Below are 24,985 nucleotides of genomic sequence, written 5' to 3' on the forward strand. Positions count from 1 at the left end.
CGAACCCGCCACCCACAAGCTGGGGGCGGCGGATCTTACCTCGGGGCCTCCTCAGTCCATGAACAGGGAGCTGACGGAGTCCTCTTCGGCGATACGACGGATGGTCTCGGCCAGCAGTTCGGCTACGGACAGAACCCGTATCTTGCTGCAGCTGGCAGACTCCTCCCGGAGGGGGATGGTGTCGGTGACCACCAGCTCGTCCAAGTCCGAGGCGGCGATGCGCGCCGTGGCGGAGCCGGAGAGCACGGGATGGGTGCAGTAGGCGGAAACGCGCAGGGCGCCTCGCTCCTTGAGGGCGTGGGCGGCTTCACAGAGGGTGTTGGCGGTGTCGACCATGTCGTCCACGAGCACGCAGCTGCGCCCACGGACATCACCGATGATGTTCATCACCACCGATTCGTTGGGCCGGGGACGGCGCTTGTCGATGATGGCCAAATCCACTTCCAGACGTTTGGCGATGGCCCGTGCCCGCACCACACCCCCCACGTCCGGCGAGACCACCATGAGATCGGGATAATTCTGACGCCAGATGTCGCCCAAGAGGATGGGTGAGGCGTAGATATTGTCTACCGGTACATCGAAGAAGCCTTGGATCTGGTCGGCGTGCAGGTCCATGGTGAGGACGCGGTTGGCACCGGCCCGGGTGATGAGATCGGCCACCAGTTTTGCGGTGATGGCAGTGCGGGAGCGGGATTTGCGATCCTGCCGGGCGTAGCCGTAGTAGGGAATCACCGCCGTGATGCGGTCGGCGGAGGCGCGCTTGAAAGCATCGATGAGGGTCAGAAGTTCCATCAGGTGATCGTTGGTGGGCGCGCAGGTAGGCTGGATGGCGAAGACATCCCGACCACGGACGTTCTCGAGAATCTCGACGAAGACCTCGCCATCGCTGAAGGTACTGACATCGGCGCGGCCCAGGGGGACCTGCAGGAAGCGCGCCACCTGGGTCGCGAGGCGGGGATTGGCATTCCCGCTGAAGACCATGAGATTACCGTGGGACATGCTGGAAGACTTCCTTTGACTCGGGCTCAGGGCGCGACGATGAAATTGGCTGGGGCGCCAGGATTCGAACCTGGGAATGCCGGAATCAAAATCCGGTGCCTTACCGCTTGGCTACGCCCCAAAAATCAATCCTTGACCAGATCGTGCAACGGGTGGCGGTTGCGGCCTTGGACCACCCAGGCCCGCCAGCCCTCGGGCAGCCCGGCCAGGAGGTTTTCCGGCTCCACCCCGTCACCGAGACGACCGAAACAACAGGCGCCACTGCCCGTGAGCATGGGTTCCACCAGACCGGCTGTCGCCATCCAGCGCAGGCAGTCATCCACCGCCGGATACAGCTGCCGCACCAGCTCCTCGAGCGTATTGGTCGGGGCTTCGGCCAAGAACGCCGATATTGTGATGGGGGGGTGTCGACGTGTCAATCGAGGATGCCGGAAGATTGCCGCGGTCTGCACGGAGACACCGGGATGGATCAAGAAAAAGCGGGGTTCCGATAGCTCCGGCAGGGCCTGCAAGCGTTCGCCGATGCCTTCGGCCCAGGCGCTGCGACCAAAGAGAAACACCGGGACGTCGGCACCGAGGCGCAGTCCGAGCTGCATGAGGTCCGGGCGCTTCAGGCCACAGCCCCAAAGCTGGTTGAGGACCATGAGGGTGGTAGCGGCATCGGACGACCCGCCCCCCAGACCACCGCCCATGGGCAGGGACTTGTGCAGGGTGATGGCCACACCTTCGCGACACCCCGTCTCGTCCGCCAGCAGGCGGGCCGCGCGCAGACAGAGATCCTGCTCCTCAGGAACGCCGGCGAGTTCGGGCGAACGGTGAAAATGCCCGGCGGAAAGGGAATGGAATTCCAGGGTATCGGCGAGATCGAGGTACTGGAATACCGTCTGCAGCAGATGGTAACCGTCTTCCCGTTGGCCGACGACGCGCAGCATGCGGTTGATCTTGGCTGGAGCGGGAAAGGCCTCGACAGCGCTCATGAGCCCGCCCCCAGTTGCCAACGGGTTACCGCCAGGCGCAGGCGCACGCCCTCGGGCCCGTCCGCCTGCAGCAGGCTCGGCATCTGCAATCCACCCACGGCGCCATAGCGGAGGTAATGGATGTCCCAGTCGCCGCTGTGCAGAGTTTCCGGCAGGCCCTCGGCATTGCGCTGCACGGCGCTGGCGCCGCTGGTGAGGCCCAGCATCCACAGAGGCAACTCCCGCGCCGGCAGCTGTACGTGCAGCACCTTGGCAAGGAGCGCTTCCAGGCTCTGCGCTTTTTCCCGCTTGCCATCGATGGTCTGCAGTTCGGCGCCATCGCTGTCCGCCGTCAAACGGGCGACCGTGCGTCCCAGGGGATCGTAGATGGAGAGTTCCTGGTGCGCAGGGCCTTCCCGCCAACGGTAGGAGAAGCTCTCGCTGCCACGGGCGGTCTGGATGGAGGCGGAACCACTCGCCTGCCACTCCTTGAGGCTGTACAGGACCTGGGCGCGCTCCTCACTGGGCAGGGTGAGAGGCGAGGCTGCGACATGCGGCGGCGGCACGCTGGCGCAGCCATCCAGAAAGCCAAGGAGCAACAGCGATAGCAGAAAGGCACGAGTCCGGCTCATCGTTGTAAGGCCTTTTTCAGTACGGCGCTATCTGGGTGGGCACGCAGGGCCTCGCGCCAGATCGCGCGCGCCTCGTCCTTGCGGCCGAGATCCCAAAGTACCTGCCCCAGATGTTCGCCCACCTCGGCATCGGGGCGCAGTTGCTGCCAGGCCTCCTGGAGGTAGGGCAGGGCCTGGCTGTCCTTGCCTTGGCGATGATAGAGCCAGCCGACGCTGTCCAGGATCGCCGGATCCTTGGGCGCGAGCTGCAGTGCCTTCTGCAGAAGACTCGCGGCACGCTCCAGGTGCTGGTTTCGCTCCAGGAGACTGTAGCCGAGGAAGTTATAGGCGGCAGCATCGTTGGGATCGAGGCGGATCACCTCGGTCATGGCCTGTTCCATGGCGGGATAATCCTTCGCCTGCTCCGCCTGTACCCCCGCCTCGAACCAAAGCTGGGCGTTCTGCGGATGCTTGGTCAAGGCCCCTTGCAGGACCTTGCGAGCTGCTGCGCGGGCACCAGAGTCCGCCAGCAGCTGGGCCTCGAAGAGGGCAATCTGGGCATTGTCCGGATGCTCCCGAGCGAGGCTGTCCAGATCTGCCAGAGCCTTTTCTCGCCGGCCCAGTCGATATTCTGCCTGGGCAATGTGTAGGCGCAGGTCTGTCGCCAGAGCCGGGTCCTGAATCCGCTGAAAATACTGCAGCGCGACGTTCCAGTGCGCTTGGGCTTCCGCTAGTAGTCCCAGATAATACAAAGGGATGGGAGACTGTGGCGCGAGCTCGCGGGCGCGCTCCAGTGCACCCTGCGCAACGCTCCACTGGGAGTTCTGCAGGGCGACGAGGCCCAGCGACACCCAGAGTTCTGGGTTTTCCGGATCTTCGCGGGTCAGTTTCTGCAGTACCCGCATGGCCTGCTCCTGCCCGCCTACCTGCAGATACAAGGCGGCAAGATAGCGCTGGGCATCGAGATCGCTGGGGTGGTGCGCGGTGAAGGCCTGGATGCTCTGCAAGGCCACCGTTGGGCCCTGCTGTTGGCGCAGGGCCTCTGCCAAGGCGACGGCGATGCGGCCATCGTCGGGCTGGAGGGCAGCCGCCTGACGCAGGGCGGTGACGGCCGCCTGCGGACGATTTTCGGCAAGGTAGATGCGACCGAGATTGAAGTAGGCGCTGGCGGAGTCGGGATGGCTCTGGACGAAGTTCTGGAGCAGCCGCTCAGCGTCGCCGCTACGCCCGTGTTCTGCCAGCAAAGCGGCCAGTTGCTCGGTCACGGTGGCGTCCTCGGGAAAACGTGCAAGGGTGGCTTGCAGGAGGGCGATGGCCTTCTGATCTTCTCCTTTGGCCAACAGGAGTGCTGCCTCATAACGGGCGGCCTCGGGATCGTCCGGTGCCGTCTGGCGCCACAGACGCGCCCAGCGCAGGGCGTCGCGCTGGTCACCGAAGCGCGCGGCCGCTTTGGTCGCGGCGGCCAGGACATTGGCCTGTGGCGCGAGCTCCACGGATTTCTGCCAAGCGGGCAGAGCTATCTCCGCACGCCCCTGGGTCGTCGCAAACTCCGCCGTGAGCAGGTAATAGAGTGTTTCGCCGCGGAGCTCCTCAGGGTCGGTGGCGGCACATCCGGACAGGGGCAGGAGCAGCGTCAGTCCCAAAGACAGCGTCCACCATCCCTTGCCCATGGTCCTCTATCCCCATCCTGTTCGATGGGCGCACGATAGCGCCTCCCTTGCCGGCTTGCAATCGGCCGGTGCCTTCGCGACAATCCACGGGTTAGTGAATCACGCAGCGGACGGATTCGGTCATTTACTGCTTCGGTATCAGTCATCACGGCGCACCCATCGAACTGCGCGAGAAAGTGGCCTTCTCTCCCGAGCAGTTGCCCGCGGCTCATCGCGATCTCCTGGACCGGCAGCTGGCACGAGAGGCGCTCATCCTCTCCACTTGCAACCGCACCGAAATATACGCCCATGGTCTCGCCGAGGGCGGCCCGGAGCTTCTGCGGAATTGGCTGTGCACCTTTCACGGCCTCGACCCCTCTATCCTTGCGGGGCAGGGCTTCCAGTATCGCGGTGCGGACGTCGCCCGGCACCTCTTCCGGGTGGCCTGCGGTCTGGATTCCATGATCATCGGTGAGCCGCAGATCCTCGGACAGATCAAGGATGCGTATCAGATCGCCGCCGATGTGGGGGCCACCGGTCCCGTGCTCAACCGACTTTTGCACTGGGCCTTTCGGGTGGCCAAGCGGGTGCGGACGGAGACGGCCATCGGCGCCGCTCCCGTCAGCGTGGCCTACGCGGCCGTGAGCTTGGCGAAGCAGGTGCTGGGGACGCTGGAGGGTCGACAGGTACTGCTCATCGGTGCCGGCGAGACCATAGAACTGGTTGCCACCCACCTGCGTGAGCACGAGGTGGGCGGCTTTCGGGTGGCGAATCGCAGCCGTGAGCGGGCAGATGCCCTGGCGGAAAAATTCGGCGGCAGTGCCCACGGCCTGCACGAGATCCCGGCCCTGTTGAAGGAAGCGGACCTGGTCGTCAGCTGTACGGCGAGTACGGAACCCATCCTGTCCGAGTCGCTGGTGCGCCAGGTACAGGGGGAGCGTGGCGGGCGCCACCTGCTGCTCCTCGACCTTGCGGTACCGCGCGACATCGCGGCTGGAGTCGGCCAGCTGGATGGCTGCTTCCTGTATACTCTGGACGATCTCAACGACATCACCCAGGCGGGCATCCAGGCGCGGCGCGAGGCGGCGGAGGCGGCCGAGGCGATCATCAACGACGAGGTGGCCGATTTTCAGCGCTGGCGCGACAGCCTCGACGTGGTCCCGGCCATTCGCCGTCTGCGCGAGCACGTCGAGCAGGCGCGTCAGGATGAATTGAAACGCTTCTACCACTATCTGGATCAAGGTCAGGATCCGCGAATGGTACTCGAGTCCTTCTCCAAGGCCCTGATGAACAAGGTTCTGCACGATCCCATTTCCACCTTGCGCCAGCCCTGTCAGGAAGCCACCAGCGAGGCCCTGGTCGCTTCCCTGGACATTCTTTTTCATCTCAGCGACGCCGAGGGATGAGTCTCAGTCCACGTCTGCAAGCTCAGCTGGAGCAGCTGGCCGAGCGCGCCGAAGAATTGCAGCAGGCCCTGGCGAGTCCCGAGGTGCTGCAGGACAACGCGCGCTTTCAGGCTTTTTCCCGCGAGCTGGGCGATATCCAGCCGGTGCTCGAACTCTTGCGTGCCCATGAGGATCAGCGGCGGCGCTGGGAAGAGGCCCAGGAGATCCTGCACGAGGAGCGCGACCCCGAACTGCGGGCCTTGGCCGAGGAGGATCGGCAGGATACCGAGGCGGAGCTCGCGCGTATCGAAGCCGCCCTCCAGCTGCGCCTCTTGCCCCGTGACCCCAACGACGAGCGCAACGTATTCCTGGAGATCCGGGCGGGCACGGGCGGCGAGGAGGCGGCGCTGTTCGCGGCCGATCTCGCGCGCATGTACACCCGCTACGCCGAGGCTCGGGGCTTTGGCGTGACGGTCCTGTCGAGCACCGAGTCCGAGCGGGGCGGATACAAGGAAATCGTGCTGGAGATCAGTGGACGTGGGGCCTATTCTCGGCTGAAGTTCGAGTCGGGTGGGCATCGTGTGCAGCGGGTGCCGGAGACGGAATCCCAAGGTCGCATCCACACCTCGGCCTGTACCGTCGCCGTCCTGCCGGAGGTGGACGCCGTCAACGAGATCAGCATCCAGCCCAGCGATCTGCGCATCGATACCTATCGGGCCAGCGGTGCGGGTGGGCAGCACGTCAACAAGACCGACTCGGCCATACGCATCACCCACCTGCCCTCGGGACTGGTGGTCGCCTGTCAGGAGGACCGCTCCCAGCACAAGAATCGCGCACGGGCCATGGCACTGCTGCAGGCGCGCCTGCTGGAGATGGCACGGGAGAAACAGCAGAGCTCCACGGCCGCCACGCGGCGTTCCCTGATTGGCTCCGGCGATCGTTCCGAGCGCATCCGCACCTACAATTTCCCCCAGGGGCGGATCACCGATCACCGTATCAACCTGACGATCTATCGTCTGGAGGCGGTGCTGGGGGGCGACCTGGATGCTCTCATCGACCCCCTCATCCAGGAACATCAGGCCGAGCTTCTGGCGCAGAGTGCTGACCTGAGCTGATGGCCGTGCCCGCTGATCCCGTGCCCATTGTCGAGGTTCAGCGCCGCCTGGCGCGGGCCCTTGCAGAGGTCAGCGACCAGCCGCAGGCAGAAGCGCGCTGGCTGCTGGAAGCCAGTCTGGCCTGGGATGCCGCCACCCTGCTGCGCCGCGCCGACGAGTCCCTGCCGACACAGCTCCAGACCCGGCTGCAGACGCTCCTTGCGCGCCGCCTGGCCGGTGAGCCCCTGGCCTACTGTCTGGGCCGCGCGCCCTTCCTGGATTTCGAGCTGGAGGTGTCACCGGCGGTGCTTATCCCGCGCGCCGATACGGAGGTACTGGTGGAAGCCGCCCTGGAGCGCATGCCCGTCGATGCCGCCACGCAAGTCCTCGATCTCGGAACGGGTTCTGGCGCCGTCGCCCTGGCCATTGCCCGCAGCCGACCTCGGGCGCGTGTCACCGCCGTCGACAAAAGTGCCGCGGCCCTCACCGTGGCCGAGCGCAACGGCCGGGCTCTGGGAGTTGAGGTCCAGTGGCAACTGGGGCATTGGTGTCGCGATCTGCCACCGGGACAGCGCTTCGATCTGGTGCTGAGTAACCCCCCCTACTTGGCCGCCGACGACCGGCACCTAGCGGATTTGAGCCACGAACCTACCCTTGCCCTGGTGGCTGGACCCACGGGCTACGAGGCTTTCACGGAAATCCTCCGGCAGATCGGCGGCCGCCTACGTGGTGGTGCCTGGCTGCTCTTCGAGCATGGCTGGGAGCAGGGGCCGGGCGTGCGCGAAAGACTGCGGGCAGCGGGTTTTACCGCGGTCTTCGCTCAGTATGACCAGGCGGGTCGGGAGCGGGTGAGCGGTGGTCGGTGGACGGGCATCCATGCCTGAATTGCCCGAAGTGGAAGTCACTCGCCTGGCACTGGCCCCCCATCTGGAGGGCCAGACCCTGACCGGCGCGGTGGTGCGTCAAGGAAGCTTGCGCTGGCCCGTGCCGGCAGAGCTGGGCACACTGCTGCGCGGACGCGTCGTGCTGCGTCTGCGCCGACGCGGCAAGTACCTGATGGTAGATTTCGCGACGGGCCAGCTCCTGCTGCATCTCGGCATGAGCGGGAGTCTGCGCCTGCTGCCCCAGGATCTCGCGCCCGCGATCCACGATCACGTCGATATCCTCCTTGCCGACGGTCGATGCCTGCGCTTTCGGGATCCTCGGCGCTTTGGGCTGATCCTGTGGAATGCCGAGGGTGCGACCCACCCGCTGCTGCGAGACCTTGGACCAGAGCCTTTGGCGCCGGATTTTTCCGGTGAAACGCTCTACCGACGCAGTCGCGGCCGACAGCAAGCGGTGAAGAGCTTTCTCATGGACGCGCACACGGTCGTGGGCGTGGGCAACATCTACGCCAATGAGAGTCTGTTCCGGGCGGGGATCGACCCCCGCCGCGCCGCCGGTCGCATCTCGGCCGCACGCTATGAAGTTCTGGTCACAGCCATTGGCGAAGTGCTGCGCGAGGCCATCGCCCAGGGCGGCACGACCTTGCGCGACTTTCTGCAGCCCGATGGCGGCAATGGCTATTTTCGACTATCTCTGCAGGCGTACGGAAGAGAGGGGGAGCCCTGCACACGCTGCGGTCGGACCCTGCGTGGCCTTCGCCTGGGCGGACGCGCCACGGTCTTCTGTCCGAATTGCCAACGTTAGTCGCACAGGAGCGTCCGGTGGACTCAAAACCCTTGCAACCCTCCCCTATGCTTCAGGGCCTCGAGGACCTCAACGCGTGGCGAAGTGCCGTAGTAGAGCACCTCCATGCGCTCTCCAACATGACGGGCGAACTGGGCCTGTTGCCGGGCAGTGTCATCCTGCGCCTGGAGACCCTGGCCTTCGAGATCGAACGGGACAGCCTGCGCCTCGCCTTGGTGGGGGAATTCTCGCGGGGTAAGACCGAGCTCATCAATGCTCTTTTCTTTGCCGACCAGGGAACCCGCCTGTTGCCCTCGGGTACGGGGCAGACCACGATGTGCCCGGTAGAGATTCGCGGAGCACCCCAGGGCCGTCCAGGACTGCAACTCCTGCCCATCGCCAGTCGTGCCATGGACGTCAGCATCGAAAAGCTGAAACGGGCCGGCAGTGCCTGGGTACGGCTCGCCTGCGACATGGCGCAGCCGGCGCATGAGCGCAGCGCCATACTCAAGAGCCTGACGGAGACCACCTGCGTGGCCATCGAAGAGGCGCGCCGATTGGGGCTCTGTCCGCCCCTCAACCGCACGCCCAAGGACCGAGAGCGAAGCATCTGCCCCTCCTGCGGCCTGGGCAAGGTGCTCATCCCGCGTTGGCGCCACGCTCAGCTGTTTCTGCCGCACCCGATCCTGGATGCTGGTCTGACCATACTCGACACCCCTGGTCTCAATGCCATTGGTGCCGAGCCCGAACTGACCTTCAGCATGCTCGCGGACGCCGATGCCGTGCTCTTCGTCCTCGGTATCGACACTGGCGTTACCCAGAGCGACCTGACCATCTGGGATCAGTACCTGCGGCGCAACCAGAATCAGCCGCAGCTGGTGTTGCTCAACAAGATCGACACGCTCTGGGACGAGCTGCGTGATCCCTTCGAGATCGACGATGAGGTGAGCGCGCAGATAGAGAAGACCGCGCAGCGGCTCGGTATTCCCGCCGAGCGGGTGCTACCCGTTTCCGGACAGAAGGCGCTGTTGGCTCGCATCCGTGGCGATGCCGATCTGTTGGAGAAGAGCGGCCTGCCCCAGCTGGAAGCCAGCATCGCCCGCCTACTCATCCCGGCCCGCCGCAAGGTGTTGGAAGAACGCTGTATCCATCTCGTGGAGCAGGTGGTCCGTGATCAGCGGCAGCTCCTGGTAGATCAGATCCGGGCCATCGTGGCGCAAGAGGACAGCATCCGCGGGCTCAAGGAACGCACCAGCGAGAAGGTGCCCCGCCTCGTGGCGCAGCACAAGGCCATGCTGGCCAACTTTGACCAAGACCGGCAGCGCTTCGAGGCACGCAAGGCGGTCTTCCGTGCCGCAGTGGATCGGGCCCTGCTGGAGCCCCTTTCTCCCGATCGCTTCGACGCCCGTATCGGTGCGGCGCGCAGCGAGATGCTGGCGGCCTGGACCACGGCCGGCATCGTCGAGCGTTTCCGCAGCTTCTTTGCCGAGGCCATCGCCCACTTCGATACCGCGCTGCAGGGCTCGGCGGAGATCAATGCGCAGATAGCCAGCGAGTACGCCACCCTTCAGGAGCGCTACCGGCTGCCCTCCCTCAGTGCCATTCCCTACGCCATCATGCCCCGTCGCGCCGAACTCCTGGCCATGGCGGAAAATTACGAACGCTTCGGCATGATGCTGGAGATCGCCGTCAATACTCAGAGTGCGGTGGTGCGCAAGGCCTTCCTCACCGTGGCTGGCAAGGTGCGCGATTTCATCGTCGAGACACGGCGCGACGCCGAGGGTTGGGTGGACGAGATGATGGCGGTGATGAACCGCCAGCTGGAACTCTATCGGCAGAAGGCCGAAGAAGAACTGGACGCCCTGGAGAACATCGCCGTGGCCATGGGCAATATCGACACCCGACTGCAGCAGCTGCAACAGAATCGTGAGGCCCTCGCAGAGCGGTCTGCTGCCTTGGAGCAGATTGCCGCCGAGCTGCGCCGGGCCTTGGAGGGAGACGCCAGGGCCTGAGGTCGGATCGGCGTCCGGGTCAGGTCTGACCCGTCAGGTGTAGAAACTTTTCACGCAGCTGTTCGGGGCTTTCGCGGTGTTCCGGGTCGAGATCGATGCAGTCCACTGGGCAGACCTCTCGACACTGGGGCGTGTCGTAGTGGCCGACACATTCGGTGCAGTGGTCCGGGTCGATGACGTAGATGGTCGGCCCCATGGCAATGGCGCCATTGGGGCACTCGGGCTCGCAAACATCGCAATTGATACAGTTCTCGTCAATGCGCAGGGACACGGCGCTCCCCTCGTGATTCGTTCATGGGACGCCCAGTCTACGACCTCTCGCCCCCGGCTTCCAATCCCCGATGCCGCTTCGCAAAGCGTTTTTGCAGAGCGGCCGCCACCGGCGCCTGCACGAAGGCACTGACGTCTCCACCCAGGCGGCTGATTTCGCGCACCAGGCTTGAAGAAAGAAAGGTGTAGGCGTCGGAGGTCATGAGAAACAGGGTTTCGATGTGGGCGTCCATGCGCCGATTGATGGAGGCGAGCTGAAACTCGTGCTCGAAATCCGAGATAGCCCGCAGCCCGCGCAGGAGGATAGGGGTCTGCTCCTCGGCCAGAAGGTGAACCAGCAGACCGTCGAAGGCGCGCACCCGTACCTTGGCGATTTGACCCAGGGTAGCCTCGGCCAGAGCGACACGCTCCGCCAGCGGGAAGATGGTCTGCTTGGGTGTCTCGGCCGCTACCGCTACGACCACCTCGTCGAAGAGCGCGGCGGCGCGGCGCGCCAGGTCCTCGTGGCCCAGGGTAACCGGGTCGAAGGTGCCGGGGTAGATGATGCGTCTGCTGGGGCAAGGATTCATAGGCTCAGGTTTGGCGGCGATAGAGGTGAAAGTGGCTGTCGCCGCAGTGACCGCAGCGATGCAGGGACCAGCCCTCGGGCAGGCTGTCTTCGGACCAGACCTCGTCTGCGGCACTCTCCAGATAGAGCCAGGAGGCCTCTGCAAGGACGGTGCTGACGCCAAGACTCTTCTGCAGGCGGCGCGGCCAGCCCTGGTGAAAAGGCGGGTCGAGCAGGACGATATCGAAGCTTTGCCGACACTGTACCAGAAAACTCAGGGCATCGTGGCCACAGAGGGCGGATTCGGGGCAGGCGCAGGCCGCCAGGTTGGCTCGCAGGAGATCTCGGTGGCGCGGCAGTTTTTCCACCAGGCACAGCTCTGCCGCGCCCCGGGACCAAGCCTCCAGGGCGAGGGCGCCGGTACCGGCAAAGAGATCCAGCACCCGAGCGCCCTGTACGGCAGAACCTAGCCAGTTGAAAAGGCGTTCCCGCACCACCCCGGGCGTCGGCCGCAGGGATGGCCCCGGCGGCGAGCGCAGCACGCGCCCCCGATGCTTCCCGGCGATGATGCGCAGGCTCAAGACTGGGCGCTGGCCGCCCACGGGCGGCTGCCTGGATTGTCGCGATCGCGACGACGGGGGATAATGCCCCACATGATTCCTTCACGTCCCCCTGGAAAATATGGTCTTCAACTGGTTCAAGCGTAACAAAGGCAAGGCGGAAGAGGAAAGCATCGACGCCGATGCCGCGGCGCCTGAACCGAAAGGGGAGTCAGCGGCGGACGCCCCGACCCGCGACGTATCGGGCACCACCGGCGAGCAAGGGACGGGATCGGGCGAGACCTCCGTAGCACCGCCCGGTACGGCCACCCCACCAAGCCGGCCGGCACCGCAGTCGAAGCCCGAGCCCGAGCAAGCACAAGACGAGGCGGTCGGCACTTCGGAGCCCGTCCTCGGGTCGCCGCTTGCGACCGAGACTCGGCGGCCCGGCCTGTTCGGACGTCTGCGCGAGGGGCTGCGCCGCAGTCGAGAGCAGCTCAGCAACAGTGTCGAGCAGCTGGTTCTGGGTAAAAAAGTCATCGACGATGCGCTGCTGGAGGATCTGGAGGCCATCCTCCTCCAGGCAGACATGGGAGTGGCCGCGACCCGCGAGATCATGGATCGGGTAACCCAGAGGGTGCGCCGCAACGAACTGAAGGACCCCACAGCCCTGCGCGCGGCCATCCGCCAGGCCCTGCTGGATATTCTCCAGCCGCGGGCGCAGGACTGGACGCCTCAGAAGGGACAGACGCAGGTATTGATGATGGTGGGCATCAATGGCGCCGGCAAGACCACCACCATCGGCAAGCTCTCGGCGCGTTGGAAGGCCGAGGGTTACTCCATCCTGCTGGGCGCGGGAGACACCTTCCGCGCGGCCGCCGTCGAGCAGCTGCAGGGCTGGGCGGAACGTGTCCAGGTGCCGGTCATCGCTCAGGGAGCTGGCGCCGACAGCGCCTCGGTCCTTTACGACGCCTACGCCGCCGCCCGTGCCCGGGGCGTCGACCTGCTCATTGCCGACACCGCCGGGCGCCTGCACACCCAGGCACACCTCATGGAAGAGCTGAAAAAGGTCAAACGGGTGCTGGCCAAGCAGGATCCCGCCGCGCCGCACCAGATCTGGTTGGTGCTCGATGCCGGCACCGGGCAGAACGCCCTGCAGCAGGTCCAGCAGTTCCATGAGGCGGTAGGTCTGACCGGCATCTGCATCACCAAGCTGGACGGCACTGCCAAAGGTGGTGTGGTGGCGGCGGTCGCCAAAGCCCTGCCTCTGCCCATCCGCTTCATCGGGGTTGGTGAAGGGGTGGAAGATTTGCGGCCTTTCTCGGCAGAGGCCTTCGTCGATGCCCTCTTTGCGGAGTCCGGATCGTGATCGAATTCATCAATGTCACCAAGCACTACCCAGGACGGCGGCACGTCCTGCGGGAGATCAACCTGCGTCTGCCCAAAGGCGAGATGGTCCTGCTGACCGGGCCATCGGGGGCCGGCAAGAGCACCCTGTTGAAGCTCCTTACCCGACTGGAGGATGTCAGCCATGGCACGCTGATGGTGGGCGGCGTGGATCTGGCCACCCTCAAACGCCGCCACATTCCCGCTTATCGCCGACGTGTCGGCGTGGTGTTCCAGGATCACAAGCTGCTCATGGACCGGGATGTCTACAATAACGTCGCGCTGACCCTGAAGGTGGCCGGAGTGCCGGCCCGACAGATCGAGAGCCGAGTGCGCGCGGCGCTGGAGAAAGTGGGCCTCGGCGACCGATTGCGGGAACTGCCGGCGACCCTGTCGGGCGGTGAGCAACAGCGCGTCGGCATCGCCCGCGCCATCGTCCACACCCCGGAAATACTGCTGGCGGATGAGCCTACGGGCAATCTCGACCCCGCCCTGAGCGACGAGATCCTCGACCTGTTCCGCGATTTCCACCGCCACGGCACGACGGTTCTCGTCGCCACCCACGATGCCCGGCAGATCGCGCGACTCGGCCTGCCGGCCCTGCATCTGGAGCAGGGACGACTGCACGCCCCCAAGGAGTTCTCATGAATCTGCACCTGCGTCTGGATGCTCTGCGCAATGCCCGGGACACGCTCCTGCAACAGCCCCTGGCGACATTGCTGACGGTGCTGGCCCTGGCCATCGTCCTGGCGCTGCCCGTCGGCCTCTTTACGGCACTCAACAACCTGCAGCTTCTGCTGGGGCAGTGGCGGGATCAGGCGCAGATTTCCCTGTATCTGCACAACGACGCCAGCGCCGCCGACGTCGCCAAGCTGCGGGCGCGGATCGAGCACAGTACGGGCGTGGTGGCCGTGCATTACATCAGCCGGGCACAGGCCCTGGCGGATTTCGAGCACAGCGCCGGCATGCAGGCGGCCGTCGATGTGTTGGGTGAAAATCCGCTGCCGGCCTCGCTGGTCGTGGAAATCAATCCGCTGGCCCAGAGCTCCGCCGATCTGGATGCCCAGGTGCAGTCCTGGGCCAAGGAACCCGTCGTCGCCAGCGCTCAGTCGGATCTGCACTGGGTCGCCCGTCTGCAAGCCATCCTGGCCTTGGGCACTCGCGCCGTGTGGATCCTCGCTCTGCTGCTCGCCCTCGGTGCCGTGCTGGTGATGGGTAATACCATCCGCCTGCATATCGCCCAGCGTCGGGATGAGATCGATATTGCGTCCCTGGTGGGGGCGACGCGCAGTTTCATTCGTCGCCCTTTTCTCTATCAGGGGCTGATTCAGGGCCTGCTGGCTGGAGCCCTCGCCTGGGCCGTGGTGGCCGTCGCCATCCTCAGCCTGCAAGGACCTGTGGACCGTCTCGCCGCTCTGTACGGAACCCATTTCACCCTGGTAGGACTGCGCCCAGAGCAAGGGTTGGCCCTCATCGCCATCAGTGCCTTCCTGGGATGGCTGGGCTCTCGCATTGCCGTGGGGCGCCACCTCGACCATACTTTCTCTTGAAAGATCGCAGCCCCGCCCACACATCAGAAAAAGTAGATATGCCTGCGGGTCGGGCTGTGCGCCGACGCCGAAAAACTATCGGCCGTGACGCGGGTCTAAGGGGCGTGAGACTTCGGGAGGTGCGGATTCATGAATGACTTGGTAACGATGCAGAAGGATCTGGCGACCGTCGATGGGATGGCCGCCTATCTGCGCTTCGTCCACGCGCAGCCTTTGCTGAGTGCCGAGGAGGAGCGTAGCCTGGCGCGGCGTCTGCGGGATGAAGGCGATGTCGATGCCGCGAAACAGCTGGTGCTCAGCCATCTGCGTTTCGTCGTGCGGGTAGCGCGGGCCTATCGCGGTTATGGTTTGCCCGAGGCCGACCTCATTCAGGAGGGCAACATCGGCCTCATGAAGGCGGTCAAGCGCTTCGACCCGGAGCAGGGGGTGCGCCTCGTCTCCTTTGCCGTGCACTGGATCAAGGCAGAGATGCACGAGTTCATCCTGCGCAATTGGCGGATCGTGAAGGTTGCCACCACCAAGGCGCAGCGCAAACTGTTCTTCAATCTTCGCTCGGCACGCCAGGGCAGCGGCTGGTTAGGGCAGGAGGAGAGTGCGGCCATAGCCGAAGACCTCGGAGTATCCCAGGAAGCCGTGCTGGAGATGGAAGGGCGTATGGCCGGTCAGGATTACTCCCTGCAGTATGAGAGCGATGATGAGGAGGGGCGCGGTCGTGTTCTGGAGCTGGAGGACCCGGCGGACTCCTCCGTCGATGCCCTCATCGATCGCGACTGGGACCGCCATCGTCAGCAGGGTCTGCGCGCCGCACTGCAGAGTCTGAGTGATCGAGATCGCTACATCATCCAGAACCGTTGGCTGAGCGACGAACCCAAGACACTGCAGGCCCTGGGCGACGAGCTGGGAGTATCGGCGGAGCGGGTACGCCAGTTGGAGAAGAGCGGAATGGAGAAACTCCGTAGCCGTCTGCTGGAGCACGCCCCGGCGTGAGTCAGCGTCTGCTCTTCCACATCGACGATCCGGGCCGCTGGCCTCTGCTTTATGGCAATCTGCGCAACGCTCAGGCAGCGGAGCCCGGTGTGTCCTTGCAGGTGGTCGCCAATGTGTCCGCGCCGGTGGCGGTCTGGGCGATGGGTCGCTGGCGGGAGGATTGCGAGGCCTTGGCACAGGGCGGAGTCGACTTTGCCTTTTGTCGAAACAGCCTCAACGCCCTCGGCCTGAACCCGGATTGCTTGCCTGCCGGTACCCGCATCGTTGCCGCGGGGGTGCTGGCCTTGGCGCATGCCCAGCAGCATGGCTGGAGCTATCTCAAGCCCTGATTCCCTCAGCTGTTCATTCTGCGCGCGGCTGGTAACGCAGCCGAATGTCGTACCCTGTCTGCACATCTCAGGCAAATTATTGGGGCTCCAGCGCGCTGTGGTTGGACAATAAAGTGCCGGACATGCTAGTATGTATCCCTGAAAAAACAGGGAGATAGTCGTTAATATGTCGATATCCTTGGTACAGTCGGGTATTATTGTCCTTGTTTCTGTCGCGCTGCTTGTGCTGATCCATTGGGGGATACGCAGACGCAGTGCGACCAAGATAGGGCGCTGGCTCGGTGGACTCTTACAGGTCGGGGTGCTGGTCGGGGCGGGTTTTGCCCTCGCTTTTGTCTCGCATTTGCTGCCTCAAAAGTTTCTGGGCCTAGCAGAACACTACTTTGTCGACGGTTTCTCGGTCAGCGGCGTGCGCATCAATCCGCTGCACGTCGTCGTCGCCGTCGTGCTGCTGGTGGTCCTGTTTCGGATCATCGATCGCCTGGTGGCGCGTCTCGAGAGCTTTCTCGGGATGTTCGCCCTCGATTCCGGCGCGCGTTACTCCCTGGTCATGCTCACCAAATACATCGCCATCATTCTCAGTGTGGCGATCGCTCTGGCCGTGGCTGGTATTCCTCTGGGCAAGTTCGCCCTCATCGCCAGCGCCTTGTCGGTGGGTGTGGGATTCGGTCTGCAGACCATGGTCAACAATTTCGTTTCGGGCATCATCCTCATCTTCGAGCGTCCCATCAAAGTGGGCGACTGGATCAAGGTGGGCAGCGCCGAAGGTTACGTGAAAAAGATCAGCATCCGCTACACCCTCATCATGAGCTTTGATCGCACCGAAGTCTTCGTTCCCAATTCGGAAATCATATCTGGGCAGGTGACGAACTGGATGTATTCCAACAGCGTCCTGCGCCTCATGCTGCCGTTCACGGTGAGGCACGACGCGGATCTGCCAAGGGTCAAGGAGATTCTGGTGGATGTGGCACGCAAGCATCCCGATGTGATGCAGGACGACCCCAGCATCATTCCGCCCTCTGCCCTGATACTGGACGTCAATACCAATGGCGTCATGGTATATCTGCGGGTATACATCCAGGACTGCAACAAGTCTTTCAATGTACAGACGGATCTGCGGGCGGCGGTGGTGGAGGCGCTGCTGGCACATGGGGTGCCCCTGGCCCACCAACAGCAGGATATCCACATGGTCAGCTCGCAGCTGGAGCCCTACCCGGGGCTGCAGGCGCCATCGGCCGCTGCCTGAGCATCCATCGCCCGCCAGGCGGGCACCCGCACCCGTAGTGGCGATCCGGTTCTCGGTGTCACCCGGACGAGGGGCAGCAGCGGGACGGGGTCACTTCCGCCGCACCATCACAGAATATATCGTGAGAGATCCTCGTTGGCGGCAAGATCGCCCAGGCGCGCGTTCACGTAATCGGTATCGATGGTGATATCGCCAATACTGGCGTCGGGCGCGCGAAAGGCAAGATCCTCCAGCAGACGCTCCATCACCGTGTGCAGGCGTCGGGCACCGATGTTTTCCACACCCTCGTTTACCTGCTGGGCGATCTCGGCGATGCGACGGATCCCGCCTTCGGTAAAGTTGAGCCGCACCCCATCCGCCGCCAACAGGGCGGTGTACTGGCGCACCAGGGCGTTTTCCGGCTCGCGCAGGATGCGCTCCAGATCGGCGGCGCCGAGGGGCTGCAGTTCCACGCGAATGGGCAAGCGACCCTGCAGTTCGGGAATGAGGTCCGAGGGTTTGCTCAGATGAAAAGCCCCGGAGGCGATGAAGAGGATGTGGTCGGTCTTGACCACACCGTAGCGGGTGCTGACATTGGACCCCTCCACCAGAGGCAGCAGATCCCGCTGCACCCCCTCGCGGGAGATGTCCGGGCCACTCTGGGCGTTGCTGCGGGAGGTGACCTTGTCGATCTCGTCGATGAAGACGATGCCGTCCGCCTGCAGGCGCTCCAGGGCGATACTGCGCACTTCGTCTTCGTTCACCAGTTTGGCGGCTTCCTCATCGCGCAGCAGGGGACGTGCCTCGGCCACCTTCAGCCTGCGGCTTTGCTGGTTCTGCGGCGCCATGCGGGCGAAGAGATCGCGCAACTGTGCGCCCATCTCCTCCATGCCAGGGGGTGCCATGAACTCCACGCCGGGACCCTTGCTGGCGCGGATCTCGATTTCGATCTCCTTGTCGTCCAGCTTGCCTTCGCGCAGCATCTTGCGAAACTTCTGCCGGGTGTTCTCGTCCTGCCGCGGCAGGCTCACGTCTCGTGGCCCCGGTAGGAGGGCGTCGAGGATGCGCTCTTCCGCCAGTTCCTCGGCGCGCAGGCTCACCGCCTGCTGGCGCTCACTGCGCACCAGATTGACGGCGATTTCGGCCAGGTCACGGATGATGGCCTCCACGTCCTTGCCGACGTAGCCCACTTCCGTGAACTTGGTGGCCTCCACCTTGATGAAAGGAGCTTTGGCCAGTTGCGCCAGACGGCGCGCGATCTCGGTCTTGCCGACCCCCGTCGGACCGATCATGAGGATGTTCTTGGGGGTGATCTCGGCGCGCAGGTCGCCGGCCACCTGCGCGCGCCGCCAGCGATTGCGCAGGGCAACGGCGACCGCCCGTTTTGCCTCGTCCTGGCCGACGATGAACTTGTCCAGCTCCTGGACGATCTCCCGTGGAGTCATTTCACGCATGCTCACGACAATTCCTCGACGCTGTGTTGCTGATTGGTGTAGATGCAGATGTCGGCGGCAATGGCCAAGGCGCGCTCGGCGATCTGCCGTGCCGAGAGCTCGCTGTGCTCCAGCAGGGCGCGAGCAGCGGCCAGGGCGTAGGGCCCGCCAGAGCCGATGGCGATGATGCCGTATTCCGGCTCGAGGACGTCGCCCTGGCCGGTCAGAATCAGGCTCTGCTGACGATCCGCCACGGCCAGCATGGCCTCCAGGCGACGCAGCACCCGATCCGTACGCCATTCTTTTGCGAGCTCCACCGCCGCTTTTGCCAGTTGTCCCGGATGCGCCTTGAGCTTGGCCTCGAAGCGTTCCAGCAGGGTGAAGGCATCGGCCGTGGCACCGGCAAAGCCCACCAGGACCTCCGCCTCCAGACGGCGCACCTTGCGTGCATTGGCCTTCATCACCGTATTGCCGAAGGTTACTTGGCCGTCGCCCGCCATCACTACGTTCTGCCCGCGGCGCACGGACAGAATGGTCGTACCGTGCAGATCCAGTACCTGAGACATCAGCAATCCTCCTTGGGGCTCTGCTTGGGCGATGTACGATGGGCGCGCGGGTGGGCGCTGTCGTAGACGGCGGCCAGATGTTGGTGGTCCAGGTGGGTATAGATGGCCGTGGTGGCGATGCCGGCGTGCCCCAGAAAATCCTGGACGGCGCGCAAGTCGCCACTGGACTGTAGCAGATGGCTGGCTGCACTGTGACGCAGGGCATGGGGGTGCAGCGCCTGACCGAGCCGGTCGCGTCCCCAGCGATCGACGATGCGTTGCACGCTGCGGACCGTCAGTCGCCCACCGCGCTGATTGAGAAAGAGCGCCGTGGTTCCGGTAGCCGCCAGCGTCGCGCGCAGGGGCAGGTATGCCCGCAGTGCGGCCCGTGCCGCCTGGCCTACCGGCACCATCCGCTCCTTGCCACCTTTGCCGGAGACCCGCAACCAGGCACCGGCAAGATCCAAGTGGTCCAGATCGATGGCGACCAGCTCCGACACACGCAGGGCGCTGGAATAGAGCAGTTCCAGCATGGCCCGATCGCGGGCTTGGGCGAGCCCCGCCTGCCGTTCAGGCGTTGTGGCAGCCTGCCCGGAGGGTGGGAGCGGTACGTTCAGCAACTGCTGCGCCTGGTCCACCGTGAGCCAGTCCGGAAAGTGCTGCTCGAGCTTCGGCAGGCGCAGGTGCTGGCTGGGATCGATTAGCGAAGGGTGCTGGCGCTGCAGGTAGCGATAGAGTGCGCGCAAGGCCGCAAAACGCCGCCGCAGACTGCGAATGGCTACCCCCCGCGCCCGCTCCCGCCGGAGGAAGTGGCGCAGATGCTCCGGCTGCACTGCCTCGATATCGACGATCCCTCGTTCCGCCAGGAAATCCCGCCACAGCTTGAGATCGGCGCGATAGGCAGCTGCACTGGCGGCGCGGTAGGCCTGGGTCAGATGCCCATCGAAGTCCGCAAGCACCCGATCTAGGCGCACGACGGTTCCTCGCCCTTTCCCCCAAGGGGTGGCAGCGTGCAGCGATCCAGGGCCGCGCTTACCAGTCGGCCGATCTGCTCCAACAGATCGCTGCCCGTGTCGGCCCCATAGCGGTCCGGGTGCTGACTGCCCAGCACGATGCCGCCGCTGAGACAGCTCCCCTCCAGCGGGATGATGGCAAAGGAGCGCAGGCCTGCACCGGGCGCCTCGAAGAGTTGTCGACGCAGGTCTGGGTGCAGTTCGAGTCCCGTGCGAGCGCCGGCAACGGCCATGGCCAGCAGTGGTCGACGCAGTTCCGGCTCCAGTTCTGCCGACTCCTGCACTGGGAAATCGCTGCGCGCCACCAGCCAGGCCTGCTGTTCCACCTGAAAGACCTCCCTCAGATGACGCCGCGTGAGCGCTACCACCTCGATACAGTCGCGGGCTCGCAGAAGGGCCATGGCCAGGTCGCCGAGGTGGCGCGCCAGCACCGCATTTTGCTGCGCCGCGCCCAAGAGTGCTGCGATGCGCTGCTGCAGCAAGGCCTTCTCCTGACGCAGGGCCTGCACTTGTCGCTCCAGCAGGGAACTCGCCGACCCCAGCCCCAGGTGGGGCAGGGTGATTTCCGTGAGCAAGGCCTCCTCGGTCCACAGGAACTCCGGGTGTTTGCGTAAAAAAGCCCGTACCTGCTCCGCTTCCTCGTCCTGCCGCGTTTCTGTCATATGGACTCCAAGCCCTGCCAAATGCCGTCGAAAAGCACCCGCGCAGGACCCGTCATCTGCAGGTGCTGCCCGGGGCCGGGCCAGCGAATCTCCAGGGAACCTCCCGGCAGGTCGACGCGCACCTCCTCCCCCAACGCGCCCCAGCCGCGCCCCGCCACTACCGCGGCACAGGCGTTGCTGCCACAGGCAAGCGTCTCGCCGGCGCCCCGCTCCCAGGTGCGCAGCCGGATCTCCCGCGGACTCACAATCTCCAGAAAGCCCACATTGGTGCGCTCCGGAAAGGCCGGATGACGCTCCAGGAGCGGCCCCAGTGCCGCCACCGGTGCTGCCTCCACGTCCGCGACCCGGATCAGAGCGTGGGGATTACCCATGCCGACGGCAGCGAACTCGACCCTGCCCGACTCCAACTCTAGGCAGTAGTCGGTGGCAGGTGCCGGCGCGGCAAAGGGGATACGCGCAGGATCCAGACGCGGTACGCCCATGTCCACGGTCACCAGACCGTCGTCGTGCACCTGCAGTTGCAGCGGCCCGGAGGCGGTCTCTACCCGGATGCTGCTTTTGTCCGTGAGCCCGGCTCGGCGAACGAAAACGGCAAAACAGCGGGCGCCATTGCCGCACTGTCCCACCTCGCTGCCGTCGGCGTTGAAGATGCGGTAGCGGAAATCGGCACCGGGGCTGGTTGCCGGCTCGACGAGCAGGATCTGATCGCAGCCTATCCCATAGTGACGGTCGGCAATGCGGCGACAACTCAGGGGGTCCAGAGAAAAGTCCTGGCGCACACCATCCAGGACCACGAAGTCATTGCCCAAACCCTCCATTTTGGTGAAGGGCCAGGTGCGTTGTAGCAGAGTCGGGTAGTCCTGGGGCATGATCGGAGTCTAGCAACGTCGCGCCAGTCTGCCCAGAGTCTGCCCAAAGTCTGCCGACTCCCCCCCACGCACGCTTGCAATCCTGAGGGCATACGGGCCCGCGGCAGTCCCGACACGTTCGGCCTTGAACCTGGTGGTGCTCTGTCCTATGGTTAAAACCGACCGGACGGTATCACAAGGGCTGTGGCAAGGGGGGTTGATCTTGAAACTGGGTTTTCTGGGACTGGGACGAATGGGTTCGGGAATGGCTGCACGCCTCTTGACGGTGGCGCCAGACCTGAAGGTCTACAACCGCAGTGCCACGGCGACACGGCCCCTGGCGGATCGGGGTGCGACCGTCGTCCAGAGCATTGCCGATTTTGGCGACTGCGATCTGGTTTTCACCATGGTGGCGGACGACAGCGCCGAACGCGACCTGAGCCTGGGATCGGGGGGCCTGGCGCAGACGCTGCCCGCCGGCGCCATCCATGTGGCCTGCAGCACCATCAGCGTGGACTGTGCGCGGGCTTTGGATGCGGCCCATCGCGAGCACGGCCAGTCCTACCTGTCCATGCCCGTCTTCGGTCGACCCGATGCGGCTGCGGCGGGCAAGCTCTTTCTGGTGGCGGCGGGGCCAGCCGAGATCTTTGCGGCCATCGCTCCCTATCGCGAGCGTTTGGGGCAGCGCAGTTTCCACCTCGGCGAGCGACCGGAGCAGGCCAATCTCGTAAAGCTGAGCGGCAACTACCTCATCGCCACGGTCATCGAATCCCTCGGCGAGGCCATGGCCTTGGTGGAGAAGGGCGGTATCGACCGCCATGCCTATCTGGAGTTGCTCACCGGCACGCTCTTCGACGCACCGGTCTATCGCAACTACGGCAAGCTCATCGCCGACCGCCAGCAGCGACCGGCGGGTTTCGCGCTTCCTCTGGCACAGAAAGATCTGCGCCTGGTCATGGCCGCGGCAGAGGATTTGGCCGTGCCCTTGCCCTTCAGTGGACCGTTGCGCGACCGCTTCTTGCAACTGGCTGCCCAGGGCCATGGAGATCTGGACTGGTCGGCGCTCGGGGTGGGTGCTGCGCAGGCGGCCGGCCTGCCTGTCGTTCTGGGCGGGGACGAGCGGGAACCGTGAGCGCCCAGAGCAGCCACAGGACGGAGAATTTTATCCCAGACGGAGGGTAGGGTTATGCAGATGCAGGATCTCAGAGGCAAGGTTGCCGTCGTTACCGGAGCATCCAGCGGTATCGGTGTGGCAGCTGCGCGTCTTCTGGCGGCGGAGGGGGTACGGGTGGTCCTGGCGGCGCGACGACGCGACCGACTGGAGGCCCTTGCCCATGAGCTTGGTGAAGCGGCGCTGGTGGTGCCCACGGACATGCGCGATCCGCAGGCCATAGCTCGGCTCTTCGCCGAGGTCCAAGGGCACTATGGCGGCCTCGATCTGCTCTTCAACAATGCTGGCCTCGGCTATCACGGTCCCTTTGCCGAGAGCGACCCCGATGAATGGCGCGAGACCATAGAGGTCAACCTCTACGGGGTACTGCACTGCACCCGGGCAGCGCTACCCCTCCTGCGCGGGCGCCCGGGCGCCATGATATCGACGGTGTCCAGCGTTGGCGGTCGCTACGGCCTGCCCGGCTGGTCTGTCTACAATGCCACCAAGTTCGCGGTGGTGGGCTTCCACGATGCCCTGCGCAAGGAGCTGGGACCCGAAGGCATTCGCGTCGCCCTCATCGAGCCCGGCGCGGTGTGGACGGAGTGGGGCTTCAAGGTGCCGGAGGAAGCCATGCGTCAACGGCGACAAGAGCTGGACGCCCTGCACCCGGAGGATGTAGCCCAGGCGCTGGTGTACAGCTTTGCCCAGCCGCCGCACGTGCTCGTCGAAGAAATCCTGGTGCGCCCGGTCAAGCAAGTCGTCCCCTGAGGGAGCAGCCGCTCAGTGGCCCTCGGCGAGGCTCGCCACGGCACCGTTGTGGGCGTACTGGCAGGACATCGTTTTCTCGCGCTCCGGTTTTTCCCGACACCAGGCCAGCTCCTTGGCCGTTTGTGCGGGGTGATTCTGGTACCAGCCCTGGGTCTTGCCGCCGTAGGGGCCCTGCTTGAAAAACATGGGTGCCAGCGAGAGGATCACCACCAGCAGAGCGATGGCCGCGTATATCCATTTTTTCATGGCCTAACCTCCCCAGATCGGGTTCCGTTTCCGCGTGTTCCAGTATAGTGGAACTCCCCCCGGTGAACCCAGGACCCAGACATCCACAGAAACAAAAGGCCCGGAGAGAACCGGGCCCGTTCGTGATCTTGGCTGGGGGACGTGGATTCGAACCACGGTTAGCGGAGTCAGAGTCCGCTGTCCTACCGCTAGACGATCCCCCAATGAGGGGCAGAGCATAGCCAGCGGTGCCCGGATCTGTCAATCCTATCCCACCTATCCCAGCACGCCCGAACTCATCCGTGGAGCCCGCGCTCGGGAGGCTGGCGGCAGCCCCGAGGATCGTTGTAAAACAGATGTTGTGAAAATGTTGCAAAAGGGTTTGGGCGGTGCTATAACTTTCACCGTTGTACTTTAACAACGGCTCATGAGGAGGAGCTTGTCATGAAGAAGAATCTCGTAGCTTTCGCGGTTGCGGCGGCCGTTCTGGTACCCGGCATGGCCATGGCGGCGGATAGTTCCAACGCCGACACCGGTCCGGTCCTCTACGGCTATGCCCAGATCACCGGCAGTAATCAGTTTGGTACCCACGGTCCCGAGGGCCTCATCTTTGGCGCCCACCGTATTCGTCTGGGCGTGAAGGGTGAGGCGGTACCCGGCGTCACCTATAATTTCCAGTACAAGTGGGACGGCGCCTATGTTACCAGTCCTCTCAATAAGACGCTGGGTGTGAGCAATGTCCCCGGTTCCAGTTCCGGTGTGCAGGAAGCGGAAATCAACTTCGGCTTCATCCCAGCCCTGCAGCTGGAGGTGGGCAAGTTCCGCGTGCCCGTCGGCATGGAGCGGACCCAGTATAGCGGCAATAACCTGTGGTTCATCCAGCGTTCCATGAACCAGTCCCTGGGCGCTAATCGGAGCGCGGGTGCGGCCTTCCACAGCCCCGATGTCATGGGCACGGGCCTTTACTACAAGCTCGGTATCTTCGACAACCACTCTCTGGACGGCAACAATGCTTTCAATTCCGGGAATGTAGCGATTCCCTTCGGTGCCGGGCAGAGCGGTGTGGGTATGGCTCCGGTGGGTGGTGTGCTCTCCAACGGCAGTGGTCACTACCTTTTCGCCGGTATGCTG

At 64.6% G+C, this 24,985-nt stretch carries 27 protein-coding genes and 2 tRNA genes; 14 read left to right on the forward strand and 15 right to left on the reverse strand.

Translation table 11 applies throughout. The features are described from left to right. Window positions 1-51: 51 nt before the first annotated feature. From Q0C23_RS00225 to Q0C23_RS00245, 5 genes are all read right to left on the reverse strand, one after another. Window positions 52-999, reverse strand: coding sequence for a ribose-phosphate pyrophosphokinase (locus Q0C23_RS00225; protein ID WP_291510370.1), 948 nt, complete (start codon window positions 997-999; stop codon window positions 52-54). Window positions 1,000-1,045: 46 nt separating this feature from the next. Then, window positions 1,046-1,120 (reverse strand) — tRNA-Gln (locus Q0C23_RS00230). A gap of 4 nt (window positions 1,121-1,124) precedes the next feature. Further along, on the reverse strand, window positions 1,125-1,976 hold the full coding sequence (gene ispE, locus Q0C23_RS00235; RefSeq protein WP_291510371.1) for a 4-(cytidine 5'-diphospho)-2-C-methyl-D-erythritol kinase: 852 nt from the start codon (window positions 1,974-1,976) through the stop codon (window positions 1,125-1,127). After that, complete coding sequence (gene lolB / locus Q0C23_RS00240; RefSeq protein ID WP_291510372.1) at window positions 1,973-2,587, reverse strand: lipoprotein insertase outer membrane protein LolB; 615 nt, start codon at window positions 2,585-2,587, stop codon at window positions 1,973-1,975. Before lolB ends, ispE begins: the two co-directional genes overlap by 4 nt. After that, window positions 2,584-4,236, reverse strand: coding sequence for a tetratricopeptide repeat protein (locus Q0C23_RS00245; RefSeq protein WP_291510373.1), 1,653 nt, complete (start codon window positions 4,234-4,236; stop codon window positions 2,584-2,586). Before Q0C23_RS00245 ends, lolB begins: the two co-directional genes overlap by 4 nt. A 176-nt stretch (window positions 4,237-4,412) precedes the next feature. Here Q0C23_RS00245 and hemA point away from each other — a divergent pair, with 176 nt between their 5' ends. From hemA to Q0C23_RS00270, 5 genes are read left to right on the forward strand one after another with little or no spacing between them, the layout of a single operon-like run. Then, on the forward strand, window positions 4,413-5,621 hold the full coding sequence (gene hemA, locus Q0C23_RS00250; RefSeq protein WP_291510374.1) for a glutamyl-tRNA reductase: 1,209 nt from the start codon (window positions 4,413-4,415) through the stop codon (window positions 5,619-5,621). Continuing rightward, a complete protein-coding gene (gene prfA / locus Q0C23_RS00255; RefSeq protein ID WP_291510375.1) occupies window positions 5,618-6,715 on the forward strand; it encodes a peptide chain release factor 1 in 1,098 nt (365 codons plus the stop codon). The genes hemA and prfA overlap by 4 nt, the downstream gene beginning before the upstream one ends. Next, entirely contained in the window at window positions 6,715-7,578 is an 864-nt protein-coding gene (gene prmC, locus Q0C23_RS00260) for a peptide chain release factor N(5)-glutamine methyltransferase (protein ID WP_291510376.1), read from the forward strand. Before prfA ends, prmC begins: the two co-directional genes overlap by 1 nt. After that, window positions 7,571-8,383, forward strand: coding sequence for a bifunctional DNA-formamidopyrimidine glycosylase/DNA-(apurinic or apyrimidinic site) lyase (gene mutM, locus Q0C23_RS00265; RefSeq protein ID WP_291510377.1), 813 nt, complete (start codon window positions 7,571-7,573; stop codon window positions 8,381-8,383). Before prmC ends, mutM begins: the two co-directional genes overlap by 8 nt. A gap of 17 nt (window positions 8,384-8,400) precedes the next feature. Next, window positions 8,401-10,374 carry a dynamin family protein gene (locus Q0C23_RS00270; RefSeq protein ID WP_291510378.1) on the forward strand — a complete coding sequence of 658 codons (1,974 nt, stop codon included), beginning with the start codon at window positions 8,401-8,403 and terminating at the stop codon, window positions 10,372-10,374. A gap of 19 nt (window positions 10,375-10,393) precedes the next feature. Here Q0C23_RS00270 and Q0C23_RS00275 read toward each other — a convergent pair whose 3' ends face one another. From Q0C23_RS00275 to rsmD, 3 genes are read right to left on the reverse strand one after another with little or no spacing between them, the layout of a single operon-like run. Further along, window positions 10,394-10,645 carry a YfhL family 4Fe-4S dicluster ferredoxin gene (locus tag Q0C23_RS00275; RefSeq protein ID WP_291510379.1) on the reverse strand — a complete coding sequence of 84 codons (252 nt, stop codon included), beginning with the start codon at window positions 10,643-10,645 and terminating at the stop codon, window positions 10,394-10,396. Window positions 10,646-10,682: 37 nt separating this feature from the next. Then, window positions 10,683-11,213 carry a pantetheine-phosphate adenylyltransferase gene (gene coaD, locus Q0C23_RS00280; RefSeq protein ID WP_291510380.1) on the reverse strand — a complete coding sequence of 177 codons (531 nt, stop codon included), beginning with the start codon at window positions 11,211-11,213 and terminating at the stop codon, window positions 10,683-10,685. A 4-nt stretch (window positions 11,214-11,217) separates the two neighbouring features. Next, window positions 11,218-11,766 carry a 16S rRNA (guanine(966)-N(2))-methyltransferase RsmD gene (gene rsmD, locus Q0C23_RS00285; protein WP_367273157.1) on the reverse strand — a complete coding sequence of 183 codons (549 nt, stop codon included), beginning with the start codon at window positions 11,764-11,766 and terminating at the stop codon, window positions 11,218-11,220. Between the two features lie 106 nt (window positions 11,767-11,872). Here rsmD and ftsY point away from each other — a divergent pair, with 106 nt between their 5' ends. The 6 genes from ftsY to Q0C23_RS00315 all read left to right on the forward strand — a co-directional run bounded on the left by ftsY (window position 11,873) and on the right by Q0C23_RS00315 (window position 17,228). Continuing rightward, complete coding sequence (gene ftsY / locus Q0C23_RS00290; RefSeq protein ID WP_291510382.1) at window positions 11,873-13,099, forward strand: signal recognition particle-docking protein FtsY; 1,227 nt, start codon at window positions 11,873-11,875, stop codon at window positions 13,097-13,099. After that, window positions 13,096-13,764: a cell division ATP-binding protein FtsE gene (ftsE, locus tag Q0C23_RS00295; RefSeq protein ID WP_291510383.1), complete on the forward strand. Its 669-nt coding sequence runs from the start codon at window positions 13,096-13,098 to the stop codon at window positions 13,762-13,764. The genes ftsY and ftsE overlap by 4 nt, the downstream gene beginning before the upstream one ends. Next, complete coding sequence (ftsX, locus tag Q0C23_RS00300) at window positions 13,761-14,666, forward strand: permease-like cell division protein FtsX (RefSeq protein ID WP_291510384.1); 906 nt, start codon at window positions 13,761-13,763, stop codon at window positions 14,664-14,666. The genes ftsE and ftsX overlap by 4 nt, the downstream gene beginning before the upstream one ends. A 129-nt stretch (window positions 14,667-14,795) precedes the next feature. Beyond that, complete coding sequence (gene rpoH / locus Q0C23_RS00305; RefSeq protein ID WP_291510385.1) at window positions 14,796-15,653, forward strand: RNA polymerase sigma factor RpoH; 858 nt, start codon at window positions 14,796-14,798, stop codon at window positions 15,651-15,653. Next, entirely contained in the window at window positions 15,650-15,982 is a 333-nt protein-coding gene (locus tag Q0C23_RS00310; RefSeq protein ID WP_291510386.1) for a DsrE family protein, read from the forward strand. Before rpoH ends, Q0C23_RS00310 begins: the two co-directional genes overlap by 4 nt. A 166-nt stretch (window positions 15,983-16,148) precedes the next feature. Continuing rightward, window positions 16,149-17,228, forward strand: coding sequence for a mechanosensitive ion channel domain-containing protein (locus tag Q0C23_RS00315; RefSeq protein ID WP_291510387.1), 1,080 nt, complete (start codon window positions 16,149-16,151; stop codon window positions 17,226-17,228). Between the two features lie 107 nt (window positions 17,229-17,335). On the opposite strand, the gene hslU is transcribed toward Q0C23_RS00315, so the two are convergent. Genes hslU through dapF form a run of 5 tightly spaced genes read right to left on the reverse strand, consistent with a single transcriptional unit; the run spans window position 17,336 to window position 21,729 of the window. Continuing rightward, window positions 17,336-18,661 carry an ATP-dependent protease ATPase subunit HslU gene (hslU, locus tag Q0C23_RS00320; protein ID WP_291510397.1) on the reverse strand — a complete coding sequence of 442 codons (1,326 nt, stop codon included), beginning with the start codon at window positions 18,659-18,661 and terminating at the stop codon, window positions 17,336-17,338. A 2-nt stretch (window positions 18,662-18,663) separates the two neighbouring features. Further along, on the reverse strand, window positions 18,664-19,206 hold the full coding sequence (gene hslV, locus Q0C23_RS00325; RefSeq protein WP_291510388.1) for an ATP-dependent protease subunit HslV: 543 nt from the start codon (window positions 19,204-19,206) through the stop codon (window positions 18,664-18,666). Next, the gene (locus Q0C23_RS00330; RefSeq protein WP_291510389.1) at window positions 19,206-20,159 is read right to left on the reverse strand and encodes a tyrosine-type recombinase/integrase; all 954 of its coding nucleotides are present in this window, start codon (window positions 20,157-20,159) and stop codon (window positions 19,206-19,208) included. Before Q0C23_RS00330 ends, hslV begins: the two co-directional genes overlap by 1 nt. Continuing rightward, entirely contained in the window at window positions 20,150-20,860 is a 711-nt protein-coding gene (locus Q0C23_RS00335) for a DUF484 family protein (RefSeq protein WP_291510390.1), read from the reverse strand. The genes Q0C23_RS00330 and Q0C23_RS00335 overlap by 10 nt, the downstream gene beginning before the upstream one ends. Continuing rightward, window positions 20,857-21,729: a diaminopimelate epimerase gene (gene dapF / locus Q0C23_RS00340; RefSeq protein WP_291510391.1), complete on the reverse strand. Its 873-nt coding sequence runs from the start codon at window positions 21,727-21,729 to the stop codon at window positions 20,857-20,859. The genes Q0C23_RS00335 and dapF overlap by 4 nt, the downstream gene beginning before the upstream one ends. A gap of 202 nt (window positions 21,730-21,931) precedes the next feature. Here dapF and Q0C23_RS00345 point away from each other — a divergent pair, with 202 nt between their 5' ends. Both Q0C23_RS00345 and Q0C23_RS00350 read left to right on the forward strand, forming a co-directional pair. After that, window positions 21,932-22,840 (forward strand): NAD(P)-dependent oxidoreductase, encoded by a 909-nt coding sequence (locus tag Q0C23_RS00345; protein WP_291510392.1) that lies wholly within the window; start codon window positions 21,932-21,934, stop codon window positions 22,838-22,840. A gap of 60 nt (window positions 22,841-22,900) precedes the next feature. Continuing rightward, the gene (locus tag Q0C23_RS00350; RefSeq protein ID WP_291510393.1) at window positions 22,901-23,629 is read left to right on the forward strand and encodes an SDR family oxidoreductase; all 729 of its coding nucleotides are present in this window, start codon (window positions 22,901-22,903) and stop codon (window positions 23,627-23,629) included. Between the two features lie 12 nt (window positions 23,630-23,641). Here Q0C23_RS00350 and Q0C23_RS00355 read toward each other — a convergent pair whose 3' ends face one another. Then, entirely contained in the window at window positions 23,642-23,875 is a 234-nt protein-coding gene (locus Q0C23_RS00355; protein WP_291510394.1) for a hypothetical protein, read from the reverse strand. Window positions 23,876-24,004: 129 nt separating this feature from the next. Continuing rightward, window positions 24,005-24,078 (reverse strand) — tRNA-Gln (locus Q0C23_RS00360). A 220-nt stretch (window positions 24,079-24,298) separates the two neighbouring features. Between Q0C23_RS00360 and Q0C23_RS00365 the strand changes: the two genes are divergently transcribed. Beyond that, a partial coding sequence (locus Q0C23_RS00365) for a porin (protein WP_291510395.1) occupies window positions 24,299-24,985 on the forward strand: 687 nt, incomplete at its 3' end.

The sequence above is a fragment of the Acidithiobacillus sp. genome (genome assembly GCF_023256195.1).
Classification (GTDB): Bacteria; Pseudomonadota; Gammaproteobacteria; order Acidithiobacillales; family Acidithiobacillaceae; genus Acidithiobacillus_A.

Coding starts and splice junctions, on each gene's coding strand:
- Q0C23_RS00225 (WP_291510370.1), bottom strand. CDS start 999: ATGTCCCACGGTAATCTCATGGTCTTCAGCGGGAATGCCAATCCCCGC.
- ispE (WP_291510371.1), bottom strand. CDS start 1,976: ATGAGCGCTGTCGAGGCCTTTCCCGCTCCAGCCAAGATCAACCGCATG.
- lolB (WP_291510372.1), bottom strand. CDS start 2,587: ATGAGCCGGACTCGTGCCTTTCTGCTATCGCTGTTGCTCCTTGGCTTT.
- Q0C23_RS00245 (WP_291510373.1), bottom strand. CDS start 4,236: ATGGGCAAGGGATGGTGGACGCTGTCTTTGGGACTGACGCTGCTCCTG.
- prfA (WP_291510375.1), top strand. CDS start 5,618: ATGAGTCTCAGTCCACGTCTGCAAGCTCAGCTGGAGCAGCTGGCCGAG.
- prmC (WP_291510376.1), top strand. CDS start 6,715: ATGGCCGTGCCCGCTGATCCCGTGCCCATTGTCGAGGTTCAGCGCCGC.
- mutM (WP_291510377.1), top strand. CDS start 7,571: ATGCCTGAATTGCCCGAAGTGGAAGTCACTCGCCTGGCACTGGCCCCC.
- coaD (WP_291510380.1), bottom strand. CDS start 11,213: ATGAATCCTTGCCCCAGCAGACGCATCATCTACCCCGGCACCTTCGAC.
- ftsY (WP_291510382.1), top strand. CDS start 11,873: ATGGTCTTCAACTGGTTCAAGCGTAACAAAGGCAAGGCGGAAGAGGAA.
- ftsX (WP_291510384.1), top strand. CDS start 13,761: ATGAATCTGCACCTGCGTCTGGATGCTCTGCGCAATGCCCGGGACACG.
- rpoH (WP_291510385.1), top strand. CDS start 14,796: ATGAATGACTTGGTAACGATGCAGAAGGATCTGGCGACCGTCGATGGG.
- Q0C23_RS00315 (WP_291510387.1), top strand. CDS start 16,149: ATGTCGATATCCTTGGTACAGTCGGGTATTATTGTCCTTGTTTCTGTC.
- hslU (WP_291510397.1), bottom strand. CDS start 18,661: ATGCGTGAAATGACTCCACGGGAGATCGTCCAGGAGCTGGACAAGTTC.
- hslV (WP_291510388.1), bottom strand. CDS start 19,206: ATGTCTCAGGTACTGGATCTGCACGGTACGACCATTCTGTCCGTGCGC.
- Q0C23_RS00335 (WP_291510390.1), bottom strand. CDS start 20,860: ATGACAGAAACGCGGCAGGACGAGGAAGCGGAGCAGGTACGGGCTTTT.
- dapF (WP_291510391.1), bottom strand. CDS start 21,729: ATGCCCCAGGACTACCCGACTCTGCTACAACGCACCTGGCCCTTCACC.
- Q0C23_RS00350 (WP_291510393.1), top strand. CDS start 22,901: ATGCAGGATCTCAGAGGCAAGGTTGCCGTCGTTACCGGAGCATCCAGC.
- Q0C23_RS00355 (WP_291510394.1), bottom strand. CDS start 23,875: ATGAAAAAATGGATATACGCGGCCATCGCTCTGCTGGTGGTGATCCTC.